This is a genomic window from Lysinibacillus xylanilyticus, assembly GCF_001708185.1.
GTDB classification, from domain to species: domain Bacteria; phylum Bacillota; class Bacilli; order Bacillales_A; family Planococcaceae; genus Lysinibacillus; species Lysinibacillus xylanilyticus_A.
Window position 1 is genome coordinate 457,078 of record NZ_MDDN01000002.1, and the last position, 22,025, is coordinate 479,102.

Sequence of the window (22,025 nt, forward strand, 5' to 3'; positions counted from 1 at the left end):
TGATTTGTATTTATTAGGACCATGCGTTATAATTTGAAAAATGATATTTGGCATGGTCCTTACTTAATCCTTTCCGGTGCAACGGATTGGATTATTTTTTTGTATGAGCAATGCCATAATGCTCCTCCACGTAAGCAATAACCTCTGAATCACTCATATCGTAAGTTGAATCATCCTTATATCCTGTAGCCAAGTAATCACTGATGTTGTCGATGTGTACGATCGCATCACCAATCTCGAAATACACGTCACCAGAAGCTATGAAACTACCAAAATCATCGTGCATTTCAAAGCTTACAGTTGGCTCATAAGGTGCTGTTGGATACTCAATGCGACCAAGTACCATTGGATTTTCTACTTCTAATAGAACATTCACGCTATCGCCTCCTTTTGTTTTCGTAATACTTCCGCATAAGACTTTGTTACAAAGCTCAAGTAACGTACATTGTCCTCAACTGCCACTAAGGTGTAGATGATTCCAGTAAATTCACTGATGATGTCATACTCAGCAAAGCGTTCTTCAAACACTTCTGTATCTAGAAGGACCTCTTGCATTCTTGGCTTAAACGGTGCGATACTCATGTTTTCTCACCCTCTTTCTGTATGTATTTGATGGAATCCCATCAAGCAGTTCATAATATGTTTGGTTAACCAGACCAATTCGAGGAGGAATTATGAACTGCTTGACGAGAGCGAGTTTCGACTCGCAAACGTCTGATTTTGTGGTATAATACATTTGTATAATTTAGTTGCTGTTTAATCCCCCAAAGATTATGCAGCTTTTTTATTGCCATTTAGTTTTGCAAGCACTTTTTTGTCACAATAAAAATGTACATATACTAACCTTTGTCTAAGCGTCATGTGCCTCCAGGCTCTAACTTTGATGCGCATACTTCTTCATCACCTCGCTTAGTAGACCTCTATCTTGTAAATCTTTGATAACCCAAAGGAAATTTTGTTGATCTTGTAAATGTGCTTTTAGTCTTACGATTTCGTTTGTTGAATTCTTGATTTTTCGCATACACTCCGCTGATTGGTGATAATCTCCACGTTTGTTATGCACTCCAATAGCTACTAATAAATCCTCGTTGCAAGCCTCTAACTTTGCTATCTCTAGCTTCAATTTTTCTACAATATCCATCTGAACAATCCTCCTATAAACATTGGCATCATCGGCATTAACTGAGTTACGGCATTTACAGTATCCATTCCGAATAATATTGCGGCTGCTGGCATTTCAGAGTTTGTTATGTTAATCCATTTTAAAAATGTTGATAAATCTAAAACCTTTCTACCACTCTCATATTTGCTTACACATGATTGTGTTATATTTAATTCTTCCGCAATATCCTCTTGAGTCATTTTTGCTTTCTTACGAAAGAGTTTTAACAATTTTCCGTGTTCAAGTGCATCGAACATAATTACGTCCTCCTCAATATTCCGTATTGGAATAAATTCCATTGTGGAATACCAATTTCTCTCAAGTTAACTTAATATAATGATAAGAGGTAGATTTGCCCCTACCTCTTACTAGATTGGTAGTTTGACTTGAGGCCATTTGCCCTGGCCTCTCCTAAGCCCTTAATAATCTAAGACTTTCGTTTTCGCTCACATAAATTCCCAAGCGCTCATTCATATACATCACATTATTGTCTCGCCATTCTAGTACTTTATCTCGTGGATAACGAGCTGTTAATGCATGACACTTTGGGAATCCATCCATGCGAATTATCTTCTCTACAGTCGGTAGTTCACATTGGAATATTTTAGCAACGTGTTCTTTTCTTAAGTTTGAAGGTAGAAGCAATTCAGATTTCATAGCTTCTCTACAATCTTCAACTCCCTGCTTGTAAGCCTTTTGAAACAAGTCGACTAATTCGGCGTTAAGTAATGCGTCTTTCAGTTCGTCTATAGTTAGATTCATTTTGCTAACCTCCTAGCGAGCAGTACATCACTGCACAATTCGTAATTGCGGTTTATTGTTACGTTCTATCACCGGGACAATGCCTTTAGACTTCAAAATGTCGTACAAAAATAATCGACCTTTTTGAGTCCACTTAGTATTTAGTTTTGTATCAGGACTACCATTTGAACGTGTAATATCAATGGTTTGTGAATGAGTAAATCCTTTGTCGTGATATTTACTGTATAGAAGCCATTGACCTCCTTGGTTATATTGCACACCCAATTCGTGAAGTTTGTTGTTCATTGCTTGTCCGGACATACCGTAATCTTTGGCTATTTGTGTAATAGTCATTAACCCTTTGCTGTTCAAAATTCGATCTGTGTAATCAGCTTTCGGTTTCATTTCACCGATGATTTGATCTTTTTGTTTGTTAGCTAATTCAAGTTGTTCACGTTCTTCTTCTTTTTCGAGTAGAGCGATTAAGGCTTCTTTGTAAGTAGAAGGCAGATTAAATTGTGGTTTACTAAGCTGCTCTTCCATTTCTTCAAAACGAATGACATATGCTGCTGTGAATAAGACACCTTTTTCTCCAGTCATTTTATTGGCAACCATGTCACAACCTTTTTTTGTGAGTAGATAGCAAGGCATTTCTTTATTTTGGCTATTGCGATAAGTGTGGGGTATGAAGAAATTCGCACTCCCCAAATTTGGGGCGTCCTCTAAAATCTCGATGTACCCTTTAATATCTCTGATTAAATGGTCATGACGTTTCCCGACCATTTCTGCCACATCTCGACTATCTGTTACCAATTGACTGTTGAATGGAACTACTTTTAATTGATTCATGAGAAGACCTCCTATGTTTTAAAATTCCCCAATCTGCTAAACTATTGGTAGATCGGAGGTAAGAATATGAAATTAAACAATATTATGGTTTGCGAAATTATTACAACTGTTTACAAATTAGGTGAAGGTAAATACTCATTAGAAGACCTTCACAGCCAACCCCTTTTAGAAAAATATCAACACCAAGAGTTATTAGAGACTTTAGATATGATGATTTTCTTACAACTTCTAATCGGGGAAAGAATGAATAGATTTAATTTTGAAAATGTATCTATTACTTCTCTACATGTATATGGATTTAAAATTGCTAGAGTTTTAGAATCTACATTACCGCGCCTTGAACTAGAAGGCTTTGTAAAAGGAAATCCTGATTTAACAGTTGTTGATGTTCACGAAAAAGCTAAGGAAATACTTAGTCGATAAACCAATTGGACCGGCAATTTTAATTGTCGTTCTCATAATGAAACCAGTAAAAATAATTTAATATTGCTTCTGTTTGCTCAGAAGACAAATTATGTTGACTTAACGATTTTCTTAAAGACTGCAGAACTTTGTTCACTACATCTGCATCAACTTTTTTTAAAAGTTCAGTTCTTCTTTTAAAAAGTTCATCATGTAGTAATTCAAGCTTATTTTGCTCCACAACTACACCCCCTTTCGTTTTATATAGATAGGGTGTTAATAAGGAAATGAATAGACATATTGTCTACTAAGAAACATTCGTTTTAGACACTTCGTCCAAAAGTTGTTTAAAAAAAATTTCATCTACGCTACAGTTGAATAATTCAGCTATATTCCCAGCGAGAATAAAGTTTGGGTTTCTTATTCCACTTTCAATTTTGTAATAGTGAGAAGTAGAAATACCTAATATTTGAGATATTTTCTTAACACTTAATTTCTTCTTCTGTCGAAGAGTTTTTAAATTTGATCTCATTTCTTCACCTCAGTTCTGTTGGACTTTTTGTCTCTTGAGTTAAATATAATGGACAAAACGTCCAAAGTCAACTATTAATTACACATTTTGTCCAAATGCAAATATTTATTGGACAATAAGTGTAAAATTTAATAAATCAAACTAAAAGGAGAACTCTTATGTTTCATGAAAGATTAAAGAAATTAAGAGAAAACGAAAAAATAACTCGTGAACATCTAGCTAGTTCATTAGGGATAACATATTCTGCATTATCTAAATATGAGACTGGGAAAAGAGAGCCTGACTTTGAATTACTTCAAAAAATAGCTAATTATTTCAAAGTAACGACAGATTATTTACTTTGCGTTAGCGATGAACCTTCTCCGGTTAACCACAAACTTGCAGGTATTTCAGATGAGGATTACAACAAACTAAGTGCATACCAAAAAGAAGTTATCGATTTCTTTTTAACTAGAGAAAATTTATTTTTCAAAAACCAACCAGAGAATATGCTTGATGCACTAGAACAATTCGAAGTGTTTTATGAAGTGTGGAAAAAACAACAAGAAAACAAGAAGTAATGTTACAAGATTTTATGTAATTCCCAAATAATTATAAAATTCACCTTTCCTTTGGTGAATTTTTTTGTTAATATATAGGAACATTTGTTTGCAAAAGAGGGGAATTATGACTTTTATTTACACTCATTCAGAAGATTACATTCGAAACCTTTATTCAAGTATTAATGTCACTACTCCAAAACAGTTAGATCCACGAATAATTGCACCAAAACTTGGTTTAACATTACTCTATTTACCTATTGATTCAATGAATTCTGGAAATGTGATCTCTATAGACTCACGATTATCTAATGAGGAACAATGGCAGGATTTTTGCCACGAATTAGGTCATGCGATTTTGCATTCTGGTAATCAAGTCAAAGCTATATCTCTTTTTAGGGAGTATCAGGAATATAAAGCAAACAATTTTGCTTTACAAGCATGTGTACCAACTTTCATGCTAAAAAAAATAGAACTACCTATAGATGAAGAAAAAGCTATTAATATGATCCAACTACTATTTAATGTTAAGTATGAATTCGCTCAAAAACGTCTAAATCATTACCTTAATAATCATTTTTTTGACGGTTATTCTCTTGCTGAAAGGAGCAATTATAGTGGGATATGTTAAACAAATAGGAAAAAATAAATATTCATTATATGCAGACCTAGGGTATCGAGGGAAAAAACGCGTCCGAAAATATAAAACCGTTGAGGCTAAAAATGAAAAAGAAGCTAAACGTTTACTTATATTATTTGAAGAAGAGTTATCAAAAAATAAAGAGGTATATTTCAATAACTTAGATACCGTTACTCTTAACGAACTATACCCTCGCTGGAGGGATGAATATGCTAAACAGCACTATAGCATTCGGGGCTTTAGAGATAACTGTAACCATCTTGAAAAGCGCATTCTTCCGATTTTTGGAGATATAAAAATACGAGAAATCAAGAAAGTTGATATTATTTTCTTTGTAAATGACTTGCAAAAAAATAATAAACGTAGAGATGGGAATGCAGGAACACTATCACCTTCCACAGTACACAATATATATAAAGCTTTCTCCAGTATTATGTCTGTAGCTTCAGAATGGGAAATTATCGAAAATAATCCATGTAAGGATATACCTTTACCTAAGTTAAAATATGAAGAAGGAAAAGCTTATAGTCAAATTCAAGTAGTAGCTTTATTTGAAAGATTACGTAAACAAGCTAGTGCTGAAAGGAGATTATTGGTTGAATTAGCTGTAGTAAGTGCAGCAAGACAAGGTGAAATAGTTGCTCTTGAAGAAAGACACTTAAATCCAACGAATAATACGATTTTAATAGAACAAGCTCTTGTTAATGTCGCTGGTGAAGGTATTGTATTAAAAGATACAAAAGGTAGAAGGAAAAGAATTGTCTCTATACCATCCAATGTTATGAATGATTTAGTAACGTTGGCTGCTTTTAAAAAATACCAGTTATCTGAAGCCGGAGAAGATAGAGAATGGCAAGAGCATACGTTTTTATTTTCAAATGAATATGGTAAACCCTATAGACCTGATTCTATTAGCCAATGGTGGGAACGGTTTATGAAAAGGAATGAAGATTTGGAAACAATACGTTTTCATGATTTACGTCATACTTCGGCCACCCTCTTAATTCACGAAGGAGAACATCCAAAAGTTATTCAGGCTCGTTTGGGACATTCAAGTATCACAACTACGATGAATACTTATGGTCATTTATTAGAGGAAACTGATCAAAGAGCAAGTAATCACTTCGATAAGCTATTTAACAAAAAAGAATGATTTGGACAAATTTTGGGCAAATTATTAAGCTATCCTCATTTATGCATAAAAATAAAAAGCCTTACAACCGTTATGGCTGTAAGGCTTACATTGACGTCCCAGGAGGGATTCGAACCCCCGACCGACGGCTTAGAAGGCCGTTGCTCTATCCTGCTGAGCTACTGAGACATGATGTCATCTCTATATAAACTATATTAACGACAATATTTATTATATGCGCTTTAAAGCATAATGTCAACATTAATTTTACTATGAAGGCAAGGTTTGCCTCATGATAAATATTATATGATTTCATATACCCCTTTATGCCATTTCTCAAAACTACTTTTGCTAATCATAACAGATTTTTTACTAAAATAAAAAAGCAAAAAAACTGGAGGATCCTAAAATGTTTGAATGATTTAGTAGTGTCGTAACTGGTGATGCACAAGGGATTCGCAAAAACATTGTATTAGCATATGCACGAAATAATGCCAATGTTGTAATAAGAATAAAACAGATTCACTTCTTTCATAACTGGGAGTACCTCGGAGTATTCTACACTAGAAAGAATATTAGAAGGAGTTGATATACATTGTTTTCATATCCATATGGAAATTATGGCAATTCTTTAAGCGCGCTATATAATGCTCCCAACACTCAATATACCGCACCAATTCGCCATTTTTTAAAACCTCAGAACGATTGCCGGCGCTGTATTAGTAAAGCTGAAGCTGATTTTATGGCAATGAATCGTTTATTATGGATGGAGCACGTCAATTGGACGAGGATGACGATTATCAGTATTGTCTTTGGTTTACCTGACTTACCCTTTGTGCAGGAACGGCTGCTACGAAATGCGACTGACTTAGGGAATTGTCTACGTCCATTTTACGGTGACCAAATTGCTGATCGCTATTCTGAGCTGATTAAAGAACACCTTATTATTGCAGCACAGTTAGTTACTGCAGCTGCTAAAGGGGATGCAGCAACAGCAAAGGCAAAAGAAAAGGAATGGTATCGTAATGCTAACGAAATTGTAATATTTTTGAATCGAATAAATCCATACTTGAGTGTAGAGGACTTGCAAAAAATGTTCTATACGCATTTAGCTTTAACAAAAAAAGAAGCTGTAGCAATGATTCAGAAAAATTATCAAGCAGATGTACAAATTTTTGATGTCATTGAGGCCGAGGCACTTGCTATGTCGGATATGATTGCTAGTGCCATTGTGATGCAATTTTGCTATCTTTTTTATTAATGTTATTAATAAAACCAGCTTTTTTGACAAAGTTAATTTGTTAATAAAGCTGGTTTTTTATTTCCACTATCGGTGGATAAATTCTAGCCTTTTGTATTTTTGAATAATGAGCTATTGGATGAATTCCTTTTGTTGTTTCATTCACAAAAGGAGCTAGTGTATTGCTTACGATATCAATGTTGACCCGTTGCAACTGCCAAGGCATATGACTTATATCTATGCGAAATAAGGAATTTTTCCATTTCGCCCAAGAATGATAACGTTCCACCAACCATTTTTCTAAGGTAGAACTCATTATTGCACTAGAAATCGGTTGATAGGAAATCTTCAACCTTTCAGCCAGCGCTCCGTGATGTAAACTTGTAAAAGAAAAATGGTTTCCTCTTTGTTTTAAAGATATTTTTGAATGGCGATAGGATAGACTGGCTTTTGTAGCTATTTGTACAATAAAACGATTTGTAACATCTAAGTTAAAAAAATAAATACCTTTCATGCCGTTATATGTAACATATGTACGGACATTCAGCTGTAAATAGGAATCCATCCCAGGGAATGGTGGTAAAAATCTCAGCCGTTGTCCTTTTACTTTAAAAAGGACAACACTAAGCCAAGCGTTATTTTCATAGAGATCCAGTTGCAATTCTTGAGGGATGTACGGCTCTATTTCATTAGGTGATATTGGCCAATGTAGAAACAACACATCCTGCCATATTTGCGTCATAATCCACGGTTTGCTCCACATAAAATAACTCCCTTCTGTAGTAAAATTCTTTCCTACAAAGGAGTTATTCAAACGAAAATGATTATTTTTGTTCTGAATCGAACGTTTCTTTTTCAACATATTTGTAATATAAATTGCGTAATTCGGATTCTTTATAATTGCCTAAATGACTTTTATATTGTGGATGCACCAAAATTCCATGGTCTCGAAGTTGCTTAACAAACCAACCTTTTGAATACTTATACACGTCACACATTCTCCTTCACATATATTCATACATAGCGTATGCTTCAGAGTTTTATGTGGTTACGGTTATTGTACATAAAAAAACGAAGGAATTTATCCCTCGTTTTTAACTTATGTGCCACAAAAAGTACGATATGGTTGGTTAGATGGTGTTGGTAATGTAGCATATTCCTGCTGCTCCTTAGTATGTGCAAAAGGCTGTGCAAGAACATTCAGTAATCGTTCCATTACACTGTAGTCTCCACATTCAACAGCAGCCTCTAATGCTTCTTCTACACGGTGATTTCGTGGAATTACTGCTGGATTATGATCCCGCATTAATTGGTGAGACATGGCTGTTGTTTCCTGTTGTCTTTCACGTCTTCCAAGCCATTTCTGATGCCATTCTTTAAATTCTTTTGCACTAAATAACGTTGATTCATCAAATTTATCGAAGGTTAATGCAATAAATGTATTCGTATAGTCTGCCTGATACTGCTGCATTAACGATAGAAACTCTTCAATTAGTGCTACGTCCTGATCTTCTTCGTTAAACAACCCAAGTTTTGCTCGCATACCTGTTAACCAGTTTGCATAATACAGCTGTGGATATTGTTGTAATGTCTCTTGAGCTAGGTTTATGGCATCTTCCTGATTTTCATCGATTAATGGTAATAATGATTCAGAAAAACGTGTTAAATTCCATCCCCCGATATTAGGTTGGTTACCGTACGCATAACGACCTTGTCGATCAATCGAGCTAAATACTGTCGCTGGATCATAGATATCCATGAAAGCGCAAGGACCATAATCAATCGTCTCCCCACTAATGGCCATATTATCTGTGTTCATGACACCATGGATAAAACCGACTAGTTGCCATTTTGCAATGAGAGTTGCTTGCTTCTTCATGACTTCCTGAAGTAGGTAGAGATAGCGATTTTGAGCTTTATCAACATTTGAAAAATGACGCTCCAAAGCATAATCTGCCAAAGCTTTTAGCTCCTCTTCAGTTCCCCAATTTGCTGCATATTGGAAAGTTCCCACTCGCAAATGACTACTTGCAATACGAGTTAAAACTGCACCAGGGAGCTCGGTTTCACGAATAATCGTTTCGCCTGTAGTGACGACAGCCAAGCTTCGAGAGGTTGGAATACCGAGTGCATGCATTGCTTCACTAATAATATATTCACGTAGCATTGGACCAAGTGCTGCTCTGCCATCTCCACCTCGGGAATAAGGGGTTCTTCCTGAGCCTTTCAGCGCGATATCAAATCGTTCATGATTTGGTGTTATTTGTTCTCCTAACAACAGCGCTCTTCCGTCCCCTAGCATATTAAAATGCCCAAATTGATGTCCGGCGTAAGCTTGCGCAATAGGCGTGCCACCAGTTGGGCTGTTGTTACCCGCAAAAATCGCGACCGCTTCTTCTTTTTGTAGAGCATTGAAATTTAATCCAAGTGACTGTGCTACCGCTTCATTTAACACTACTAATTTTGGTGAACGAACTGGATTTAAAATGAGCGATGTATAAAAAATGTTTGGTAGGCGGGCATAGCTATTATCAAAATTCCATCCTATTGTATTGTCCATGTTTTCTCCTTTGTCGTTTATAGTTATTTTTTCTCCTTCATCATAAACAATTCATAGCCATTTTTACCATTTAGCTTTCTGCTAATAAAACAAAAACGCTTTGAGTTATTTTAACCTAAGCGTTTTTGTTCCATCATTTTCGTATAAACTTGTGAGTGGAAATACAATGATTATCATCCGTAAAGAACTTTACTTCAAAATACGTATTTTCAATCTCGACAAGGGCAAAGCTTTTTTCTTTACGACCACGTGGTTTTAATAAGCTCCCCGGATTTAAAAATAGGACATCCTCAATCATTTCAGCAGCAAGTATATGAGAGTGACCAAAGCACACAATTTGCGCGTCTACTTCTTTTGCACGATATGATAATGACAAGATTGAAGTTTTAACATTGAATAAATGACCATGTGTTACAAAGACTGTTACGTCCTCTATATCGAATACTGCTTCATCCTGAAAAGCTTGATCGATATCACAATTCCCTCGCACTTTCTTCATACCATCCAATACTTTATGTGAGAATGGAAGCTCACTATCTCCACAATGAATGAAAGTATCGATATTTGGATAGAAGCCACGAACTTTTTCAATCACATCACTATCGCCATGTGTATCACTCATGACTAGTATTTGCATGGATATCACCTCTTATTTTATAAGATTTGGCAATTGTTCCTTCAACTTACGAATCGCATTCCCACGATGGGAAATTGCCCCCTTTTCTTCGGCTGTTAGCTCAGCCATCATACGGTTTAAGCTTTGGACAAAGAAAACAGGATCATAACCAAATCCATTTGTACCACGTTTTTCGTGTGCAATGACACCTTCACAAGTACCAAAAACTGTTGTCGTTTCAAAACCTGGCCCTGCAATAGCGATGCAACAACAGAAACGTGCAGTACGCTTTTCATCTTCGACATTCTTTAGGTTTTCTAACAGCTTAACCATGTTTGCTTCATCATCATGATCACCAGCATAACGTGCAGAATAAACACCTGGCTCACCATTTAATGCGTCAACAGCTAAGCCACTATCATCAGCAATAACAATTGTGTTTAGCTCTTTCGCCAATGCTTCTGCCTTTAAGATTGCATTTTCCTCAAAGGTAGTGCCTGTTTCTTCTATTTCCATTTCTGGTGCAACATCAAACATCGTTACTACCTCATAGCCAAGTGGACCAAATAATGCTTCGAAATCTTTTGCTTTTCCTTTATTTTTAGTGGCAATTACTACTTGATTCATGTTATTCATTTCCTCCCACTTTGTTAGCCAAATCACCTAGTGTCTCTTTTTGAAGTGCAATCAATTGTTGAATGCCCGCTTCACCTAACGCCAGTAGTTCATTTAACTCTTCACGAGAGAAAGTTGCTTCTTCACCTGTCCCTTGTAGCTCAACAAATCGTCCTGCTCCTGTCATGACGATATTCATATCTACAGCAGCAGCAACATCTTCAACGTAGTTTAAGTCTAAAATTGCTCCGTGATCCTCTACAATACCAACACTTGTTGCAGCTAAATAGTCTGTCACCGGGAATTTAGATAATTGTTTTTCTTCTGCAAACTTAGCAATTGCTTGCGTCATCGCTACAAATGCGCCTGTAATTGAGGCTGTACGTGTGCCTCCATCTGCTTGAATCACATCACAGTCAATCCATACAGTACGCTCACCAAGTGCTTCTAGGTCAACTACAGCACGTAATGCTCGACCAATTAAACGTTGGATTTCCATTGTACGGCCATTGACTTTGCCACGAGATGATTCGCGTGGTGTACGTTGTGCTGTTGCACGAGGTAACATCGAATATTCTGCCGTGATCCAACCTTTACCTTGTCCACGTAAAAACCCAGGTACCTTATCTTCAATCGTTGCTGTACAAATTACTTTTGTATTGCCTACTTGAATTAAAACTGAGCCTTCCGGGTGTAATAAATACTCACTATCTATTTTCACGGGACGCAGTGCATCTACATTTCTTCCATCAAATCTTGTCATCATTTTTTCCTCCTAAAAACTTTCGCGCCCTCATCTTACCATAATTTTATCCTTCAAAAAAGTACTCAGTCCCTTATGTACATTGCTAAAAACGGCAAAAATCAGCTTAGCCCATTGCTAAGCTGATTTTTTATTTTAATGTAATACGTTTTATATTGAGAGTTCCTTGCTCAAGCCAATTTTCAGCAATCGAACGGAAAATTGGAACAGAACCGGTTGCAAAAAATTTATGAGCAGGCACTGCATCTTGGTCAGCCAAAGTACCATTATACGCAAGCATTTCTTGAACATCCTTTGCTGTTTCCTCTGCGGAAGATAGTACAAAGACTTCTTCTCCGACCACAGCTTCAATTTGCTTTTGCAATATGGGATAATGTGTACATCCTAGTATAACTGTATCAAATTGTTCATTTTTCAACGGCTTTAAGCCTTCTTCAATTAGTTTATTTGCAAATTCACCTTTATATTCGCCACTTTCTACAAGTGGTACGAATGTTGGACACGCCAATGGAATAATATGTGTTGACGTATTCAGTGACAATAATGCTTCCTCATACGCCGCACTTTTAATTGTTCCTTCTGTTGCAAGCACAACGACTTCATGTCGCTTCGTTTTCTTTACAGCTGCACGTGCGCCAGCATTAATAACGCCTAGTACCGGAAAAGGCATATTTCTTTGTAAACTTTCGAGTGCTACTGCAGTCGCTGTATTACAAGCAATGACGAGCATTTTGATATTCATTTTCTCTAGTGCTTTTGCCATTTGCCAAGTGAAGTTTCGTACTTCCTGACGAGTTCTCGGACCATAAGGACATCTTGCTGTATCACCAATATAATAGATCGTTTCATTTGGTAATCGCTTCATTATTTCTTTTGCTACGGTTAAACCGCCTACTCCTGAGTCAATAACGCCTATCGGGGCATTCATACTTTCCGCCTCAATCCTGTTTCATGTGTACATGTAGTTTTTCTAAAAAGCTTGATAATTGCTCGACTTCTTGTTCGTTAAAACCAACAAGCTTTTCTTGCAAATATTGCTGTCTTTTTTCAATTACTTCTTGAATAATACGTTCGCCTTTTTCGAGAAGATGAACAACAACGACACGACGATCATTTTCGTCACGCACACGTTTGACTAATTCATTTTTCTCCATTCGGTCCACTAAATCTGTCGTTGTACTAAAAGCTAAGTATAATCGGTTTGACAAGTCGCCAATTGTTATATCTCCAAGCTCTTCTAACCACTGTAATGCAACAAATTGTGGCGGCGTAATCGCATATTGTGAAACTATTTCTCTTCCTTTTTGTTTCACAATGGCCGCTATATAGCGTAATTCCTTTTCAACCGTTGTAACGGTTTCAGGTGAGTGCTTTGTTACTTCATCCGACATATAACTATTTCACTCCTAAAAATACGTTGAATAGTTCTATTTTGTCGTTTTTTCTCTGAAATAGCAAGTGTCCATTAGTCTAATTTGAATTCTTCTAAGCGTAACAGCTCAATTAACGCCTGAGATCGATTTGTTACACCTAACTTTTGAATTGTGTTGGAAATGTGATTTCGCACTGTTTTTTCACTAATACCAAGTTGCTCTGCAATATCCCTCGTTGTTTTTTCAGCTAATAAAAGCGCAAATATTTCACGTTCTCGGTTTGTTAAAAGAGAACGATGATGAGAGCCATTCATTTTCAGTTACACCCTCCTCCCCCGCACGTATTGTAACTTATGTTAAGGAACGAGGAGCGGTGACGGCTATTTTGATGAATATCACATGTTTCCTGAAAAAATTTGAAAATCGTTTCCATAAATCCGTAAATTCATGTGAAATGGCAATTTCATCAGCTGAAATGTTTGTTAATGGCGAAAAAATATCCTATTACTCACTATCTATTTTTTAGCTCCGTAACCTCAATAGTTTGAATCGACTTTTCTGTTACAGAATCGCCAGGCTAACGAGTTGAGCCCTTGTTTCTTCAGATAGAGGTACACTCTTCCCAGTCCGAGGATCCATTTGCACTATCGTACCACGACCCGTAAAGCAAACCTCATCATGTTGATTTTTCGCTAAATAATGAATATCCATCGATGAGCTTCCTACTTTCGCTATCTTCGTATAAATTCTTAGGACGTCATCAAAGAAAACTTGCTTCACGTAGTCACACTGTAAGTCGGCTACGATCGGAATACTATCCACAGTTTCATCACTTGCTGATGGCATTAGAATTCCTAAATGGCGAAAATAATCAATTCGTGCCTGTTCAAAATATGTAAAACTAACTGTATTGTTCATATGACCGAACATATCCGTTTCTGAAAAACGTACACGCACCTCAGTTAAAAACGAAAAATCCTTTACCCATTTCTGAAAATCTCCAATATAACTTGCTTTCATCTTAGCCATCCCCCTAATTTTCATTCACTTCTTCTAAGCAACATACAGAATTAGCGAACAATAATGAATATATATTCATTATATAAGAAAACGTTAAATTGTCATATAAAATCCGAATTTTCACTCACTTTTTTTCAACAAACTGCCTTATCTGCGGGATCAGTCAACTATCTTTATTCAATCATTGCTCCTTTGCTTAAGCTGTATTTGTAAGAGTACTGTCTTTATATCAAACAATTAGGGGAGGCACAATGTGAAGCTTCCTCAAGCGCTTCGCCGATTGACTACTGGGTCTCCTTCACAAATATCCTAAAGAACTCTTTTAGTTATAATTAATCTTTATCTAATAACGCCCCTTAGGATAGAATTGCCTGTAAATTACTTATTTTACAATAGAAAAAACTCCCCCACACATTTAGTGTAAGGGAGTTTGGGCGTAAAGCTCGTACTATTAGTCTACGAAGTGGTCAGAACCGAAGAAGTTACGGAACATTTGCACTGTAGTTGCACGGTTTAATGATGCGATAGATGTTGTTAAAGGAATACCTTTTGGACAAGCAGCTACACAGTTTTGTGAGTTACCGCAGTTTGCAAGGCCTCCATCACCCATAATTGCATTTAAACGTTCGTCTTTAATCATGGCACCCGTTGGATGAGTGTTGAATAGACGTACTTGTGATAATGGTGCTGGTCCGATGAATGAAGCTTTTTCAGACACGTTTGGACACGCTTCCATACATACACCACAAGTCATACATTTAGATAATTCATAAGCCCATTGACGTTTACCTTCTGGCATACGTGGACCTTCACCTAAATCATAAGTACCATCGATTGGAACCCATGCTTTAACTTTTTTAAGTGCATTGAACATACGTTCACGGTCAACTTGTAAGTCACGAATTACTGGGAATGTTTTCATAGGCTCAAGGCGAACTGGTTCAGTCAATTGATCAATCAGTGTTGAACAAGATTGACGAGGACGGCCATTGATAACCATTGAACATGCACCACAAACTTCTTCAAGACAGTTCATGTCCCATGCAACTGGTGTTGTTTTTTCACCATTTGACGTAACTGGATGCTTTTGAATTTCCATTAATACAGAAATGACGTTCATACCATGACGGTAAGGAACTTCGAATTTCTGCCAGTAGCCATTGCCACCTTGTGTATCTTGACGTAAAATTTCAACTTTTACCATTCTTCCAGTATTAGCTGCGATATCCATAATTCTTAGTCTCCTTTCGCAGAGTAGTCACGTTTACGTGGCGGGATTAATGAAACGTCAACTTCTTGGTAAGTGATGATTGGTTCACCAGTAGTTGGATCAAATTTCGCCATAGTTGTTTTTAAGAAGTTTTCATCATCACGTTCTGGGAAATCTGGCTTATAGTGAGCACCACGAGATTCATTACGTAATAATGCACCTTTTGTCATTACTTTCGCAAGTAGTAACATATTTTTAAGCTGACGTGTAAAGTGAGCACCTTGGTTACTCCATTTTTGCGTGTCGTTGATGTTGATGTTTTCCCAACGTTTTAGAAGATCATCAAGTTTTTTCAATGTATCTTCTAGTTGGTTGTTGTAACGTACTACTGTCATAGTAGCAGTCATCATTTCACCAAGCTCTTTATGAAGCAAGTAAGCGTTTTCTGTACCATCCATTTTCATGATAGCATCCCATTTAGCTTGCTCTTCTTTTACGCGAGCATCGAAAACTTCTTGTGGAAGATCTTCAGCATGCTTTTTAAGATGTTTAACATAATCAACTGCGTTTGGACCAGCAACCATACCACCATAGATAGCAGATAATAATGAGTTCGCACCAAGACGGTTTGCACCGTGTTGAGAGTAATCACATTCACCAGCTGCGAATAAACCAGGAATCTCAGTCATTTGGTTGTAGTCAACCCATAATCCACCCATTGAATAGTGAACTGCTGGGAAAATTTTCATTGGTAATTTACGTGGGTCATCACCTACGAATTTTTCGTAGATTTCAATGATACCACCAAGTTTTACATCTAATTCATGTGGATCTTTATGAGAAAGATCTAGGTATACCATGTTTTCGCCGTTAATACCAAGTTTTTGGTTTACACAAACGTCGAAAATTTCACGTGTTGCAATATCACGTGGTACTAAGTTACCATATGCAGGGTATTTTTCTTCTAAGAAGTACCAAGGTTTACCGTCTTTGTAAGTCCAAATACGTCCACCTTCACCACGAGCTGATTCTGACATTAGACGGTTTTTGTCGTCTCCAGGAATAGCCGTTGGGTGAATTTGGATGAACTCACCATTCGCGTATGAAGCACCTTGTTGGTAAACGATAGAAGCAGCAGAACCTGTGTTGATAACAGAGTTTGTTGTTTTACCGAAGATAATACCAGGGCCACCAGTTGCCATAATAACAGCATCTGCACGGAATGATTTAATTTCTTCTGTACGCATATCTTGCGCTACGATACCACGACAAACGCCGTCAGGATCGACTACTGCACCAAGGAATTCCCAGTGCTCATATTTGTTAACTAAACCAGCTACTTCGTGAGAACGAACTTGCTCGTCTAGCGCGTATAGTAATTGTTGACCAGTTGTCGCACCAGAGAATGCTGTACGGTGGTGTAGTGTACCACCAAAACGACGGAAATCAAGAAGACCTTCTGGAGTACGGTTGAACATAACACCCATACGGTCCATTAAGTGAATAATACCAGGGGCTGCATCACACATACCCTTAACTGGTGGTTGGTTTGCTAAGAAGTCCCCACCGTATACTGTATCATCAAAGTGGATCCAAGGAGAATCCCCTTCACCTTTTGTATTTACCGCACCATTAATTCCGCCTTGCGCACATACAGAGTGTGAGCGTTTTACAGGAACTAATGAGAATAAATCAACTTCAGTACCAACTTCAGCTGCTTTAATCGTTGCCATCAGACCAGCTAGACCACCGCCGACAACAATTATTTTGCTTTTCGCCATGATTATTTCTCACTCCTCTTAAAAAATTGCAATGATTGAATGGACTCTATAGTATCTTCAATTATATTAAACGAAAGATAAAATAGCAGCCACACCAACTACACTTAGAATTACGAAAATAATGTTTGTTACGTAAGTAGCAATCTTTTGAGACTGAGGAGATTGTGTAATACCCCAGCTTACTAGGAATGCCCATAAACCGTTTGATAAGTGGAAAGTTGCTGATAAAATACCAACAATATAGAATCCAAGCATAAATGGATTCGCAACGATATCTGCGATCATATTGAACTCAACATCTGCACCTAACGCTTTTTGGATACGCGTTTGGAAAATATGCCATGCAATGAAAATCACTAAGAATACACCAGTGAAACGTTGTAATGAGAACATCCAGTTACGGTATGTACTGAAACGCCCTGTGTTTGGTGAAGCAGTGAATGCAATGAAGACACCATAGAATGCGTGGAACAATAATGGGATATAAATAATTACCCATTCCATTACTAACAGAAGACTATGTGGAATTAATTCCATCTTACCTACTGCATCATTGTAAGCTTGTTCACCACCAACAGCAGTGAAGTTCATTGACAAGTGGAACATCAGAAACAGACCTACTGGAATGACACCAAGTAGAGAATGTAAGCGACGCCATAAAAACTCTCGATCTTTCGACAAGACTGTTACCCCCCTTAGTACTTAAAATAGCACAGCAAAAGAAGTCATCATTTTGTAAATGATACCTCATTGACTGTGTATTTCATCATGGTACAATATTATGACATGTTTATTGTACTCTCAAGAGCTACGAGCGTCAAGGCAACTCGACGTTTTTCGCAGCCCTTATTAAAGAAACAATCTAGTACTTGGTGCATCGTTTTTTCTCGAAAAAACTACCTTTACTTTATTAACGTCAAATTTTAAGAAAATTCTAAGAAAGAAGGATTTCAATGTTAAACACTTCATCTCCTACAATCTCATCATTTGGTTATGAGATAATCCGCGATCATATTCTATCTACCATTCTTGGCAAACATGAAGATGACGTCCTTTATTGGGCAGGAAAAGAGCTTGCTCGAAAGTTTCCATGTAAAAGTCAAGATGAACTTATCGCATTTTTCGCAGATGCCTGTTGGGGTAATTTAGAGCTTATGAAAGAATCGAAGGATGGACGTATCTTCCAACTGACAAATGATCCAACACTGTTACAAATCGGTTTACGTAGCTTTAGACTTGAAGCAGGATTTATAGCTGAACAAATCCAGCAAGCAAAAGGTTATTTAACTGAATGCTATGATGAAAAGCGTGAAAAGCAACAGCACGTTATGTTTACAGTAAAATGGGACGTTAAAGAGCGAATCATGAACACCGTTCCAACAGAATAAAACGAAAAGGATTGTCGTTCCAAATTGATGGATGACAATCCTTTTCTAGTTGAAAAACAAAATGCTCAAGGAAATCTTTGTATGGCTATTCGGCTGGTTTTAGCCTTCGTTCCTCTTATTGCTGATCCCCAAGGAGCGTCCAGCCTCCACTCCATTCAACCACTTCACAATAGTATGTATCTTCTGGCATATAGTGATAAAACAAAACTTAAGCAACATCTGTTTTCTGGGTGAAAGCGGAGTGTCAGCGGTAACAGGTGTACAATCTTGTCACTGTTATAAGTCTTTTCTGTTCAATTTATGATGAGTAGCCTGGAACGGGAGCCACCTTCATCTAAAGCTTTACAACATTCAACTTAATTTAAAAGGACACCTTAATTTCATTGACATAATAGTTTTTCAAGCCCGATTGATGAAGACTAATAATCAGTTGGAAAGAAAAAAACCACTAATTAAAGTTTTACTTTATAGTTGAGCATGTCTTTCTTTTAAAAGTACATCTATTAACGACATAAATGCTTCCAAAATATTAAGTGAATGTTGAATCGTTTCCTCTAAATTAATAATTGACAACTCATTAACTAATTTTTGAGCAGCCGTATGTACTAATTCATGAGGTTGTTCTATACGACGAAACTCTGGTAAATTCTGATATTGCTCAAAATGTCCATAATACCATTTCCCAAACGCACATTGATGATGCGTTTTTAACGCTTCTTTATGTCCTGCCTTTTGAATAGCATTTCGCAAAAAACTAGCATGATCCATTAATCTTGCTGACAATTGGCTGATTACCGTTTGCTCTGAGGGCTTTTGAATTGTCGGTGCAATAACATGTAACATTTCAAATACTTGATTCTGTATTATTTCCGAGAAGTCACTTGTATGTGATAATTCTGTCATTGTTATAGCTAAACGATCTACAGCTACTACATTTTCTTCTGATACAGTTGTTATTTGATGAATTCCATGTGCTACTTCTTCAATATTTTTACTTGTTACTGTCAAATTAGCAATATTACCTTTCATGATACTTAAAAAATCAGTGAAGTAATGTTCGACTTGTTCAATATTTTTTAATGTATTATGTAATTGCTTATCGATGATTGATCGAATCTTCGTCATTTCTTGCAATGAATCTTTCGAGCTATTAGCTAACTTTCCTACCTCCATCGCGACAACATTGAAGCCCTTCCCTTGCTCACCTGCACGTGCAGCTTCAATAGAGGCATTTAAGGCTAGTAATTGTGTTTGATCGGCAATCCCTGTAACACTTTTACTAATATCATTCATTTTAATCATTTCATTGTCCAGCTGTTTTGTTGAATGAGCTCCTTTAGCTAACAGCTCCTGAACCATTTCACCTTTTATAATAGATGATTCCATTTCCTCTACAAGTAATAACGAATGCTGTTTTATTTCTTGAATATTTGCATTAACATTTTGCTCAACCGCAAGTATCTCTTCTGAATTGGATGACATTTCTTCAGCCATTGCTGAAATATCTACTACATTTGTTGAGACACTTTGAACCTTTAAAGCCGTTTGACAATTAATTAACTCCACATGTGCAAGTACAAAGTCCAAAATCGCATTTCTCACATCGATGCTTTCTTGCTCAAGTTCCAATTCCTGAATTCGCTTTTTTAATATTTGTATTTCGGAATCGTTGTGTATCTCAACGCTTTCAATTGGCTTTTGAAATAAACCTAATAATGCCATAGAAACCTCCACCTTTTCCTTGTTAAAACATATAATTACATTTTACTATACAATAATATCAATAGATAAAATATTAAATTAATATAAAGAAAAAATAGGATGTGCCTTTTATTGACACATCCCATTCATTATTATACGTAAAGTGCATGTTCTAAATTGAATTCATCGTGTAATGCATTTGCTGCACGAATCATTTCGTCCTGAGGTACAACAACAGATACTTTTATTTCAGATGTACTTACCATTTTTACTGGGATACCTTCACGACGCAAACGATCAAACATACGAGCAGCAACGCCTGGATTAGATGCCATACCTGAGCCAACTATTGAGACTTTTGCTAAGCCGATTTCAAAATCAGCAAAACTAAATCCTAATGATAATTTACTATCTTCTAAGACACGTAATGCTTCTGCAAACTCCTCTTTTAAAATGGTAAACGATACAGTCGGCTTTAAGCCATCTATTATGGCTTGTACAATGATATCGACGTTTATGCGATTTTTTGCAAGTATTGTGAACATATCTGCTAACGAAGCATCAGAATAAGCATCATAACCAACCGTTAAACGAATAACATCTGACTCATAAGCAACACCACGAACTATTAAATTTTTCTCCATTTCAACTTCCTCCTTCAATAAAGTACCTACTGTATCTACTACGCTCGACCGAATAATAACTGGGATTTGAAATTTCTTTGCTAACTCTATAGCTCGCGGGTGTAAAATTTGTGATCCTAAATTTGATAGCTCAAGCATTTCGTCATAGGAAATTTCTTTTAGCTTTTGTGCCCTAACAACATGACTTGGATCAGCTGTATAGACTCCTTCCACATTCGTGTAAATATCTACGCGCTCCGCTTCCAATGCCGCCGCGATAGCTACAGCCGTCGTTTCCGCTCCGCCTTTACCAAGCGTCGTAATATTCTGTGAATAATCAATACCTTGTTCCCCCGCAACGATTACGATTTGTCCTTGTGCAAAATGCTCTGCTATTCGACTAACATCAATATCATCGATACGCGCATTGAAATACATATCATCAGTTTGAATACCTGCCTGCCAACCCGTTAATGACACTGCATGATATCCTTCTTCCTGCAAAGCAATCGCAACTAACGCACTTGATAGTTGTGAGTTTGTTGAAAGTAGTACATCTAGTTCACGCTTAGACGCACTATCTGATAAATCACAAGCCATCTCTGCTAATTCTTTCGCCATACTCCTCATTCCCGCAGTTACAACGACAACATCATAGCCTCTTTCCTTTTCAGCTATCGCCCTTTTCGCAACATCTTGAATATGCTTTGTCGATGCTAATGCAGCACTACCGAATTTCATCACAATTCTCGCCATACAGATCATTCTCCTTCGTATTCAATCATTTCGCTGTCTCTAGAAAACTAAAAAAGGCAGCCCTCACATAACGTGAAAGCTGCCTATAACATGTACAATAATAGTTACTTGCGCATGTGAGATAGCTCTCCGAAACGTTTAGAATCGACAGTTTTACATTTATTAAATGCAAAACCAGCACAGCATCGGAAACAACGATGCTCCACTTCGGCAAGCTTCCCTTTCATACATTGTCACTGGACTTGTTCGTCCTCTAATGTACTACTCTTGAACCTCGCACCTCTATCATCACTTAAATAGTGAATGTATTTAATTTTGCCTTAGCGAAAAAAATTTGTAGTTTATACATTTGAAACATCTACAATAAGCTAAGGAGTCGTAT

29 protein-coding genes, 1 tRNA gene and 1 riboswitch are annotated in these 22,025 nt (G+C 36.9%); of the genes, 6 read left to right on the top strand and 24 right to left on the bottom strand.

Going from position 1 to position 22,025, the window contains the following annotated elements; all coding sequences use genetic code 11:
- Nucleotides 1-91: 91 nt before the first annotated feature.
- The 6 genes from BFJ97_RS06880 to BFJ97_RS06905 form a co-directional block, all read right to left on the bottom strand.
- A complete protein-coding gene (locus tag BFJ97_RS06880) occupies nt 92-376 on the bottom strand; it encodes a hypothetical protein (protein ID WP_068983892.1) in 285 nt (94 codons plus the stop codon).
- A complete protein-coding gene (locus BFJ97_RS06885) occupies nt 373-582 on the bottom strand; it encodes a hypothetical protein (RefSeq protein ID WP_068983893.1) in 210 nt (69 codons plus the stop codon). The genes BFJ97_RS06880 and BFJ97_RS06885 overlap by 4 nt, the downstream gene beginning before the upstream one ends.
- A gap of 292 nt (nt 583-874) precedes the next feature.
- Nucleotides 875-1,141, bottom strand: coding sequence for a hypothetical protein (locus tag BFJ97_RS06890; RefSeq protein ID WP_068983894.1), 267 nt, complete (start codon nt 1,139-1,141; stop codon nt 875-877).
- Nucleotides 1,129-1,419, bottom strand: a complete 291-nt coding sequence (locus tag BFJ97_RS06895) for a helix-turn-helix domain-containing protein (RefSeq protein ID WP_068983895.1) — start codon at nt 1,417-1,419, stop codon at nt 1,129-1,131. Before BFJ97_RS06895 ends, BFJ97_RS06890 begins: the two co-directional genes overlap by 13 nt.
- Nucleotides 1,420-1,573: 154 nt before the next feature.
- Nucleotides 1,574-1,924, bottom strand: coding sequence for a hypothetical protein (locus tag BFJ97_RS06900; protein WP_068983896.1), 351 nt, complete (start codon nt 1,922-1,924; stop codon nt 1,574-1,576).
- Between the two features lie 27 nt (nt 1,925-1,951).
- Nucleotides 1,952-2,752 (bottom strand): phage regulatory protein/antirepressor Ant, encoded by an 801-nt coding sequence (locus BFJ97_RS06905; protein WP_068983897.1) that lies wholly within the window; start codon nt 2,750-2,752, stop codon nt 1,952-1,954.
- Between the two features lie 66 nt (nt 2,753-2,818).
- On the opposite strand from BFJ97_RS06905, the gene BFJ97_RS06910 reads away from it, so the two are divergent.
- The gene (locus tag BFJ97_RS06910; RefSeq protein ID WP_068983898.1) at nt 2,819-3,175 is read left to right on the top strand and encodes a hypothetical protein; all 357 of its coding nucleotides are present in this window, start codon (nt 2,819-2,821) and stop codon (nt 3,173-3,175) included.
- Nucleotides 3,176-3,194: 19 nt separating this feature from the next.
- Here BFJ97_RS06910 and BFJ97_RS06915 read toward each other — a convergent pair whose 3' ends face one another.
- Both BFJ97_RS06915 and BFJ97_RS25630 read right to left on the bottom strand, forming a co-directional pair.
- Entirely contained in the window at nt 3,195-3,395 is a 201-nt protein-coding gene (locus tag BFJ97_RS06915; RefSeq protein WP_068983899.1) for a hypothetical protein, read from the bottom strand.
- A gap of 66 nt (nt 3,396-3,461) precedes the next feature.
- Nucleotides 3,462-3,686 (bottom strand): helix-turn-helix transcriptional regulator, encoded by a 225-nt coding sequence (locus BFJ97_RS25630; protein WP_068983900.1) that lies wholly within the window; start codon nt 3,684-3,686, stop codon nt 3,462-3,464.
- A 158-nt stretch (nt 3,687-3,844) separates the two neighbouring features.
- Between BFJ97_RS25630 and BFJ97_RS06925 the strand changes: the two genes are divergently transcribed.
- The 3 genes from BFJ97_RS06925 (at nt 3,845) to BFJ97_RS06935 (ending at nt 6,018) form a co-directional block, all read left to right on the top strand.
- Entirely contained in the window at nt 3,845-4,246 is a 402-nt protein-coding gene (locus BFJ97_RS06925; protein WP_068983901.1) for a helix-turn-helix domain-containing protein, read from the top strand.
- A gap of 106 nt (nt 4,247-4,352) precedes the next feature.
- On the top strand, nt 4,353-4,856 hold the full coding sequence (locus BFJ97_RS06930) for an ImmA/IrrE family metallo-endopeptidase (protein WP_068983902.1): 504 nt from the start codon (nt 4,353-4,355) through the stop codon (nt 4,854-4,856).
- Nucleotides 4,843-6,018, top strand: a complete 1,176-nt coding sequence (locus BFJ97_RS06935) for a tyrosine-type recombinase/integrase (RefSeq protein ID WP_068983903.1) — start codon at nt 4,843-4,845, stop codon at nt 6,016-6,018. Before BFJ97_RS06930 ends, BFJ97_RS06935 begins: the two co-directional genes overlap by 14 nt.
- Nucleotides 6,019-6,112: 94 nt before the next feature.
- Here the strand turns inward: BFJ97_RS06935 and BFJ97_RS06940 are convergent.
- Nucleotides 6,113-6,186 (bottom strand) — tRNA-Arg (locus BFJ97_RS06940).
- 406 nt (nt 6,187-6,592) lie between these two features.
- Between BFJ97_RS06940 and BFJ97_RS06945 the strand changes: the two genes are divergently transcribed.
- On the top strand, nt 6,593-7,258 hold the full coding sequence (locus BFJ97_RS06945) for a hypothetical protein (RefSeq protein WP_068983904.1): 666 nt from the start codon (nt 6,593-6,595) through the stop codon (nt 7,256-7,258).
- Between the two features lie 40 nt (nt 7,259-7,298).
- Here the strand turns inward: BFJ97_RS06945 and BFJ97_RS06950 are convergent, their stop codons facing one another.
- The 13 genes from BFJ97_RS06950 to BFJ97_RS07005 form a co-directional block, all read right to left on the bottom strand.
- Nucleotides 7,299-8,000, bottom strand: coding sequence for a YqjF family protein (locus BFJ97_RS06950; protein ID WP_068983905.1), 702 nt, complete (start codon nt 7,998-8,000; stop codon nt 7,299-7,301).
- Nucleotides 8,001-8,061: 61 nt separating this feature from the next.
- Nucleotides 8,062-8,235 carry a DUF2639 domain-containing protein gene (locus BFJ97_RS23490; RefSeq protein WP_175401694.1) on the bottom strand — a complete coding sequence of 58 codons (174 nt, stop codon included), beginning with the start codon at nt 8,233-8,235 and terminating at the stop codon, nt 8,062-8,064.
- Nucleotides 8,236-8,336: 101 nt separating this feature from the next.
- The gene (locus BFJ97_RS06955) at nt 8,337-9,797 is read right to left on the bottom strand and encodes a protein adenylyltransferase SelO (RefSeq protein WP_068983906.1); all 1,461 of its coding nucleotides are present in this window, start codon (nt 9,795-9,797) and stop codon (nt 8,337-8,339) included.
- A 133-nt stretch (nt 9,798-9,930) separates the two neighbouring features.
- A complete protein-coding gene (locus BFJ97_RS06960; RefSeq protein WP_068983907.1) occupies nt 9,931-10,434 on the bottom strand; it encodes a metallophosphoesterase in 504 nt (167 codons plus the stop codon).
- A gap of 12 nt (nt 10,435-10,446) precedes the next feature.
- Nucleotides 10,447-11,040, bottom strand: coding sequence for an XTP/dITP diphosphatase (locus BFJ97_RS06965; RefSeq protein WP_068983908.1), 594 nt, complete (start codon nt 11,038-11,040; stop codon nt 10,447-10,449).
- Between the two features lies 1 nt (nt 11,041).
- Complete coding sequence (rph, locus tag BFJ97_RS06970) at nt 11,042-11,791, bottom strand: ribonuclease PH (RefSeq protein ID WP_068983909.1); 750 nt, start codon at nt 11,789-11,791, stop codon at nt 11,042-11,044.
- A gap of 130 nt (nt 11,792-11,921) precedes the next feature.
- Entirely contained in the window at nt 11,922-12,719 is a 798-nt protein-coding gene (gene racE, locus BFJ97_RS06975; protein WP_068983910.1) for a glutamate racemase, read from the bottom strand.
- A gap of 10 nt (nt 12,720-12,729) precedes the next feature.
- Entirely contained in the window at nt 12,730-13,182 is a 453-nt protein-coding gene (locus tag BFJ97_RS06980; RefSeq protein ID WP_068983911.1) for a MarR family winged helix-turn-helix transcriptional regulator, read from the bottom strand.
- Nucleotides 13,183-13,256: 74 nt separating this feature from the next.
- On the bottom strand, nt 13,257-13,478 hold the full coding sequence (locus BFJ97_RS06985; protein WP_004226437.1) for a helix-turn-helix domain-containing protein: 222 nt from the start codon (nt 13,476-13,478) through the stop codon (nt 13,257-13,259).
- Nucleotides 13,479-13,725: 247 nt separating this feature from the next.
- Nucleotides 13,726-14,184, bottom strand: a complete 459-nt coding sequence (locus tag BFJ97_RS06990; protein WP_068983912.1) for an acyl-CoA thioesterase — start codon at nt 14,182-14,184, stop codon at nt 13,726-13,728.
- 451 nt (nt 14,185-14,635) lie between these two features.
- Complete coding sequence (gene sdhB / locus BFJ97_RS06995; protein ID WP_068983913.1) at nt 14,636-15,415, bottom strand: succinate dehydrogenase iron-sulfur subunit; 780 nt, start codon at nt 15,413-15,415, stop codon at nt 14,636-14,638.
- Nucleotides 15,416-15,420: 5 nt separating this feature from the next.
- Nucleotides 15,421-17,175, bottom strand: coding sequence for a succinate dehydrogenase flavoprotein subunit (gene sdhA, locus BFJ97_RS07000; protein ID WP_068983914.1), 1,755 nt, complete (start codon nt 17,173-17,175; stop codon nt 15,421-15,423).
- A gap of 66 nt (nt 17,176-17,241) precedes the next feature.
- A complete protein-coding gene (locus BFJ97_RS07005; protein WP_068983915.1) occupies nt 17,242-17,856 on the bottom strand; it encodes a succinate dehydrogenase cytochrome b558 subunit in 615 nt (204 codons plus the stop codon).
- Between the two features lie 272 nt (nt 17,857-18,128).
- Between BFJ97_RS07005 and BFJ97_RS07010 the strand changes: the two genes are divergently transcribed.
- Nucleotides 18,129-18,563, top strand: coding sequence for a YslB family protein (locus BFJ97_RS07010; RefSeq protein WP_068983916.1), 435 nt, complete (start codon nt 18,129-18,131; stop codon nt 18,561-18,563).
- Nucleotides 18,564-19,028: 465 nt separating this feature from the next.
- On the opposite strand, the gene BFJ97_RS07020 is transcribed toward BFJ97_RS07010, so the two are convergent.
- Together BFJ97_RS07020 and BFJ97_RS07025 are read right to left on the bottom strand one after the other, a co-directional pair.
- A complete protein-coding gene (locus tag BFJ97_RS07020) occupies nt 19,029-20,285 on the bottom strand; it encodes a methyl-accepting chemotaxis protein (protein ID WP_068983918.1) in 1,257 nt (418 codons plus the stop codon).
- A 131-nt stretch (nt 20,286-20,416) separates the two neighbouring features.
- Nucleotides 20,417-21,643, bottom strand: a complete 1,227-nt coding sequence (locus BFJ97_RS07025) for an aspartate kinase (protein ID WP_068983919.1) — start codon at nt 21,641-21,643, stop codon at nt 20,417-20,419.
- 114 nt (nt 21,644-21,757) lie between these two features.
- Nucleotides 21,758-21,936: riboswitch (Lysine riboswitch) on the bottom strand.
- Nucleotides 21,937-22,025 lie beyond the last annotated feature (89 nt).

Coding starts and splice junctions, on each gene's coding strand:
- BFJ97_RS06885 (WP_068983893.1), bottom strand. CDS start 582: ATGAGTATCGCACCGTTTAAGCCAAGAATGCAAGAGGTCCTTCTAGAT.
- BFJ97_RS06890 (WP_068983894.1), bottom strand. CDS start 1,141: ATGGATATTGTAGAAAAATTGAAGCTAGAGATAGCAAAGTTAGAGGCT.
- BFJ97_RS06895 (WP_068983895.1), bottom strand. CDS start 1,419: ATGTTCGATGCACTTGAACACGGAAAATTGTTAAAACTCTTTCGTAAG.
- BFJ97_RS06900 (WP_068983896.1), bottom strand. CDS start 1,924: ATGAATCTAACTATAGACGAACTGAAAGACGCATTACTTAACGCCGAA.
- BFJ97_RS06905 (WP_068983897.1), bottom strand. CDS start 2,752: ATGAATCAATTAAAAGTAGTTCCATTCAACAGTCAATTGGTAACAGAT.
- BFJ97_RS06910 (WP_068983898.1), top strand. CDS start 2,819: ATGAAATTAAACAATATTATGGTTTGCGAAATTATTACAACTGTTTAC.
- BFJ97_RS25630 (WP_068983900.1), bottom strand. CDS start 3,686: ATGAGATCAAATTTAAAAACTCTTCGACAGAAGAAGAAATTAAGTGTT.
- BFJ97_RS06925 (WP_068983901.1), top strand. CDS start 3,845: ATGTTTCATGAAAGATTAAAGAAATTAAGAGAAAACGAAAAAATAACT.
- BFJ97_RS06930 (WP_068983902.1), top strand. CDS start 4,353: ATGACTTTTATTTACACTCATTCAGAAGATTACATTCGAAACCTTTAT.
- BFJ97_RS06950 (WP_068983905.1), bottom strand. CDS start 8,000: ATGTGGAGCAAACCGTGGATTATGACGCAAATATGGCAGGATGTGTTG.
- BFJ97_RS23490 (WP_175401694.1), bottom strand. CDS start 8,235: ATGTGTGACGTGTATAAGTATTCAAAAGGTTGGTTTGTTAAGCAACTT.
- BFJ97_RS06955 (WP_068983906.1), bottom strand. CDS start 9,797: ATGGACAATACAATAGGATGGAATTTTGATAATAGCTATGCCCGCCTA.
- BFJ97_RS06960 (WP_068983907.1), bottom strand. CDS start 10,434: ATGCAAATACTAGTCATGAGTGATACACATGGCGATAGTGATGTGATT.
- BFJ97_RS06965 (WP_068983908.1), bottom strand. CDS start 11,040: ATGAATCAAGTAGTAATTGCCACTAAAAATAAAGGAAAAGCAAAAGAT.
- rph (WP_068983909.1), bottom strand. CDS start 11,791: ATGACAAGATTTGATGGAAGAAATGTAGATGCACTGCGTCCCGTGAAA.
- racE (WP_068983910.1), bottom strand. CDS start 12,719: ATGAATGCCCCGATAGGCGTTATTGACTCAGGAGTAGGCGGTTTAACC.
- BFJ97_RS06980 (WP_068983911.1), bottom strand. CDS start 13,182: ATGTCGGATGAAGTAACAAAGCACTCACCTGAAACCGTTACAACGGTT.
- BFJ97_RS06985 (WP_004226437.1), bottom strand. CDS start 13,478: ATGAATGGCTCTCATCATCGTTCTCTTTTAACAAACCGAGAACGTGAA.
- BFJ97_RS06990 (WP_068983912.1), bottom strand. CDS start 14,184: ATGAAAGCAAGTTATATTGGAGATTTTCAGAAATGGGTAAAGGATTTT.
- sdhB (WP_068983913.1), bottom strand. CDS start 15,415: ATGGATATCGCAGCTAATACTGGAAGAATGGTAAAAGTTGAAATTTTA.
- sdhA (WP_068983914.1), bottom strand. CDS start 17,175: ATGGCGAAAAGCAAAATAATTGTTGTCGGCGGTGGTCTAGCTGGTCTG.
- BFJ97_RS07010 (WP_068983916.1), top strand. CDS start 18,129: ATGTTAAACACTTCATCTCCTACAATCTCATCATTTGGTTATGAGATA.
- BFJ97_RS07020 (WP_068983918.1), bottom strand. CDS start 20,285: ATGGCATTATTAGGTTTATTTCAAAAGCCAATTGAAAGCGTTGAGATA.
- BFJ97_RS07025 (WP_068983919.1), bottom strand. CDS start 21,643: ATGGCGAGAATTGTGATGAAATTCGGTAGTGCTGCATTAGCATCGACA.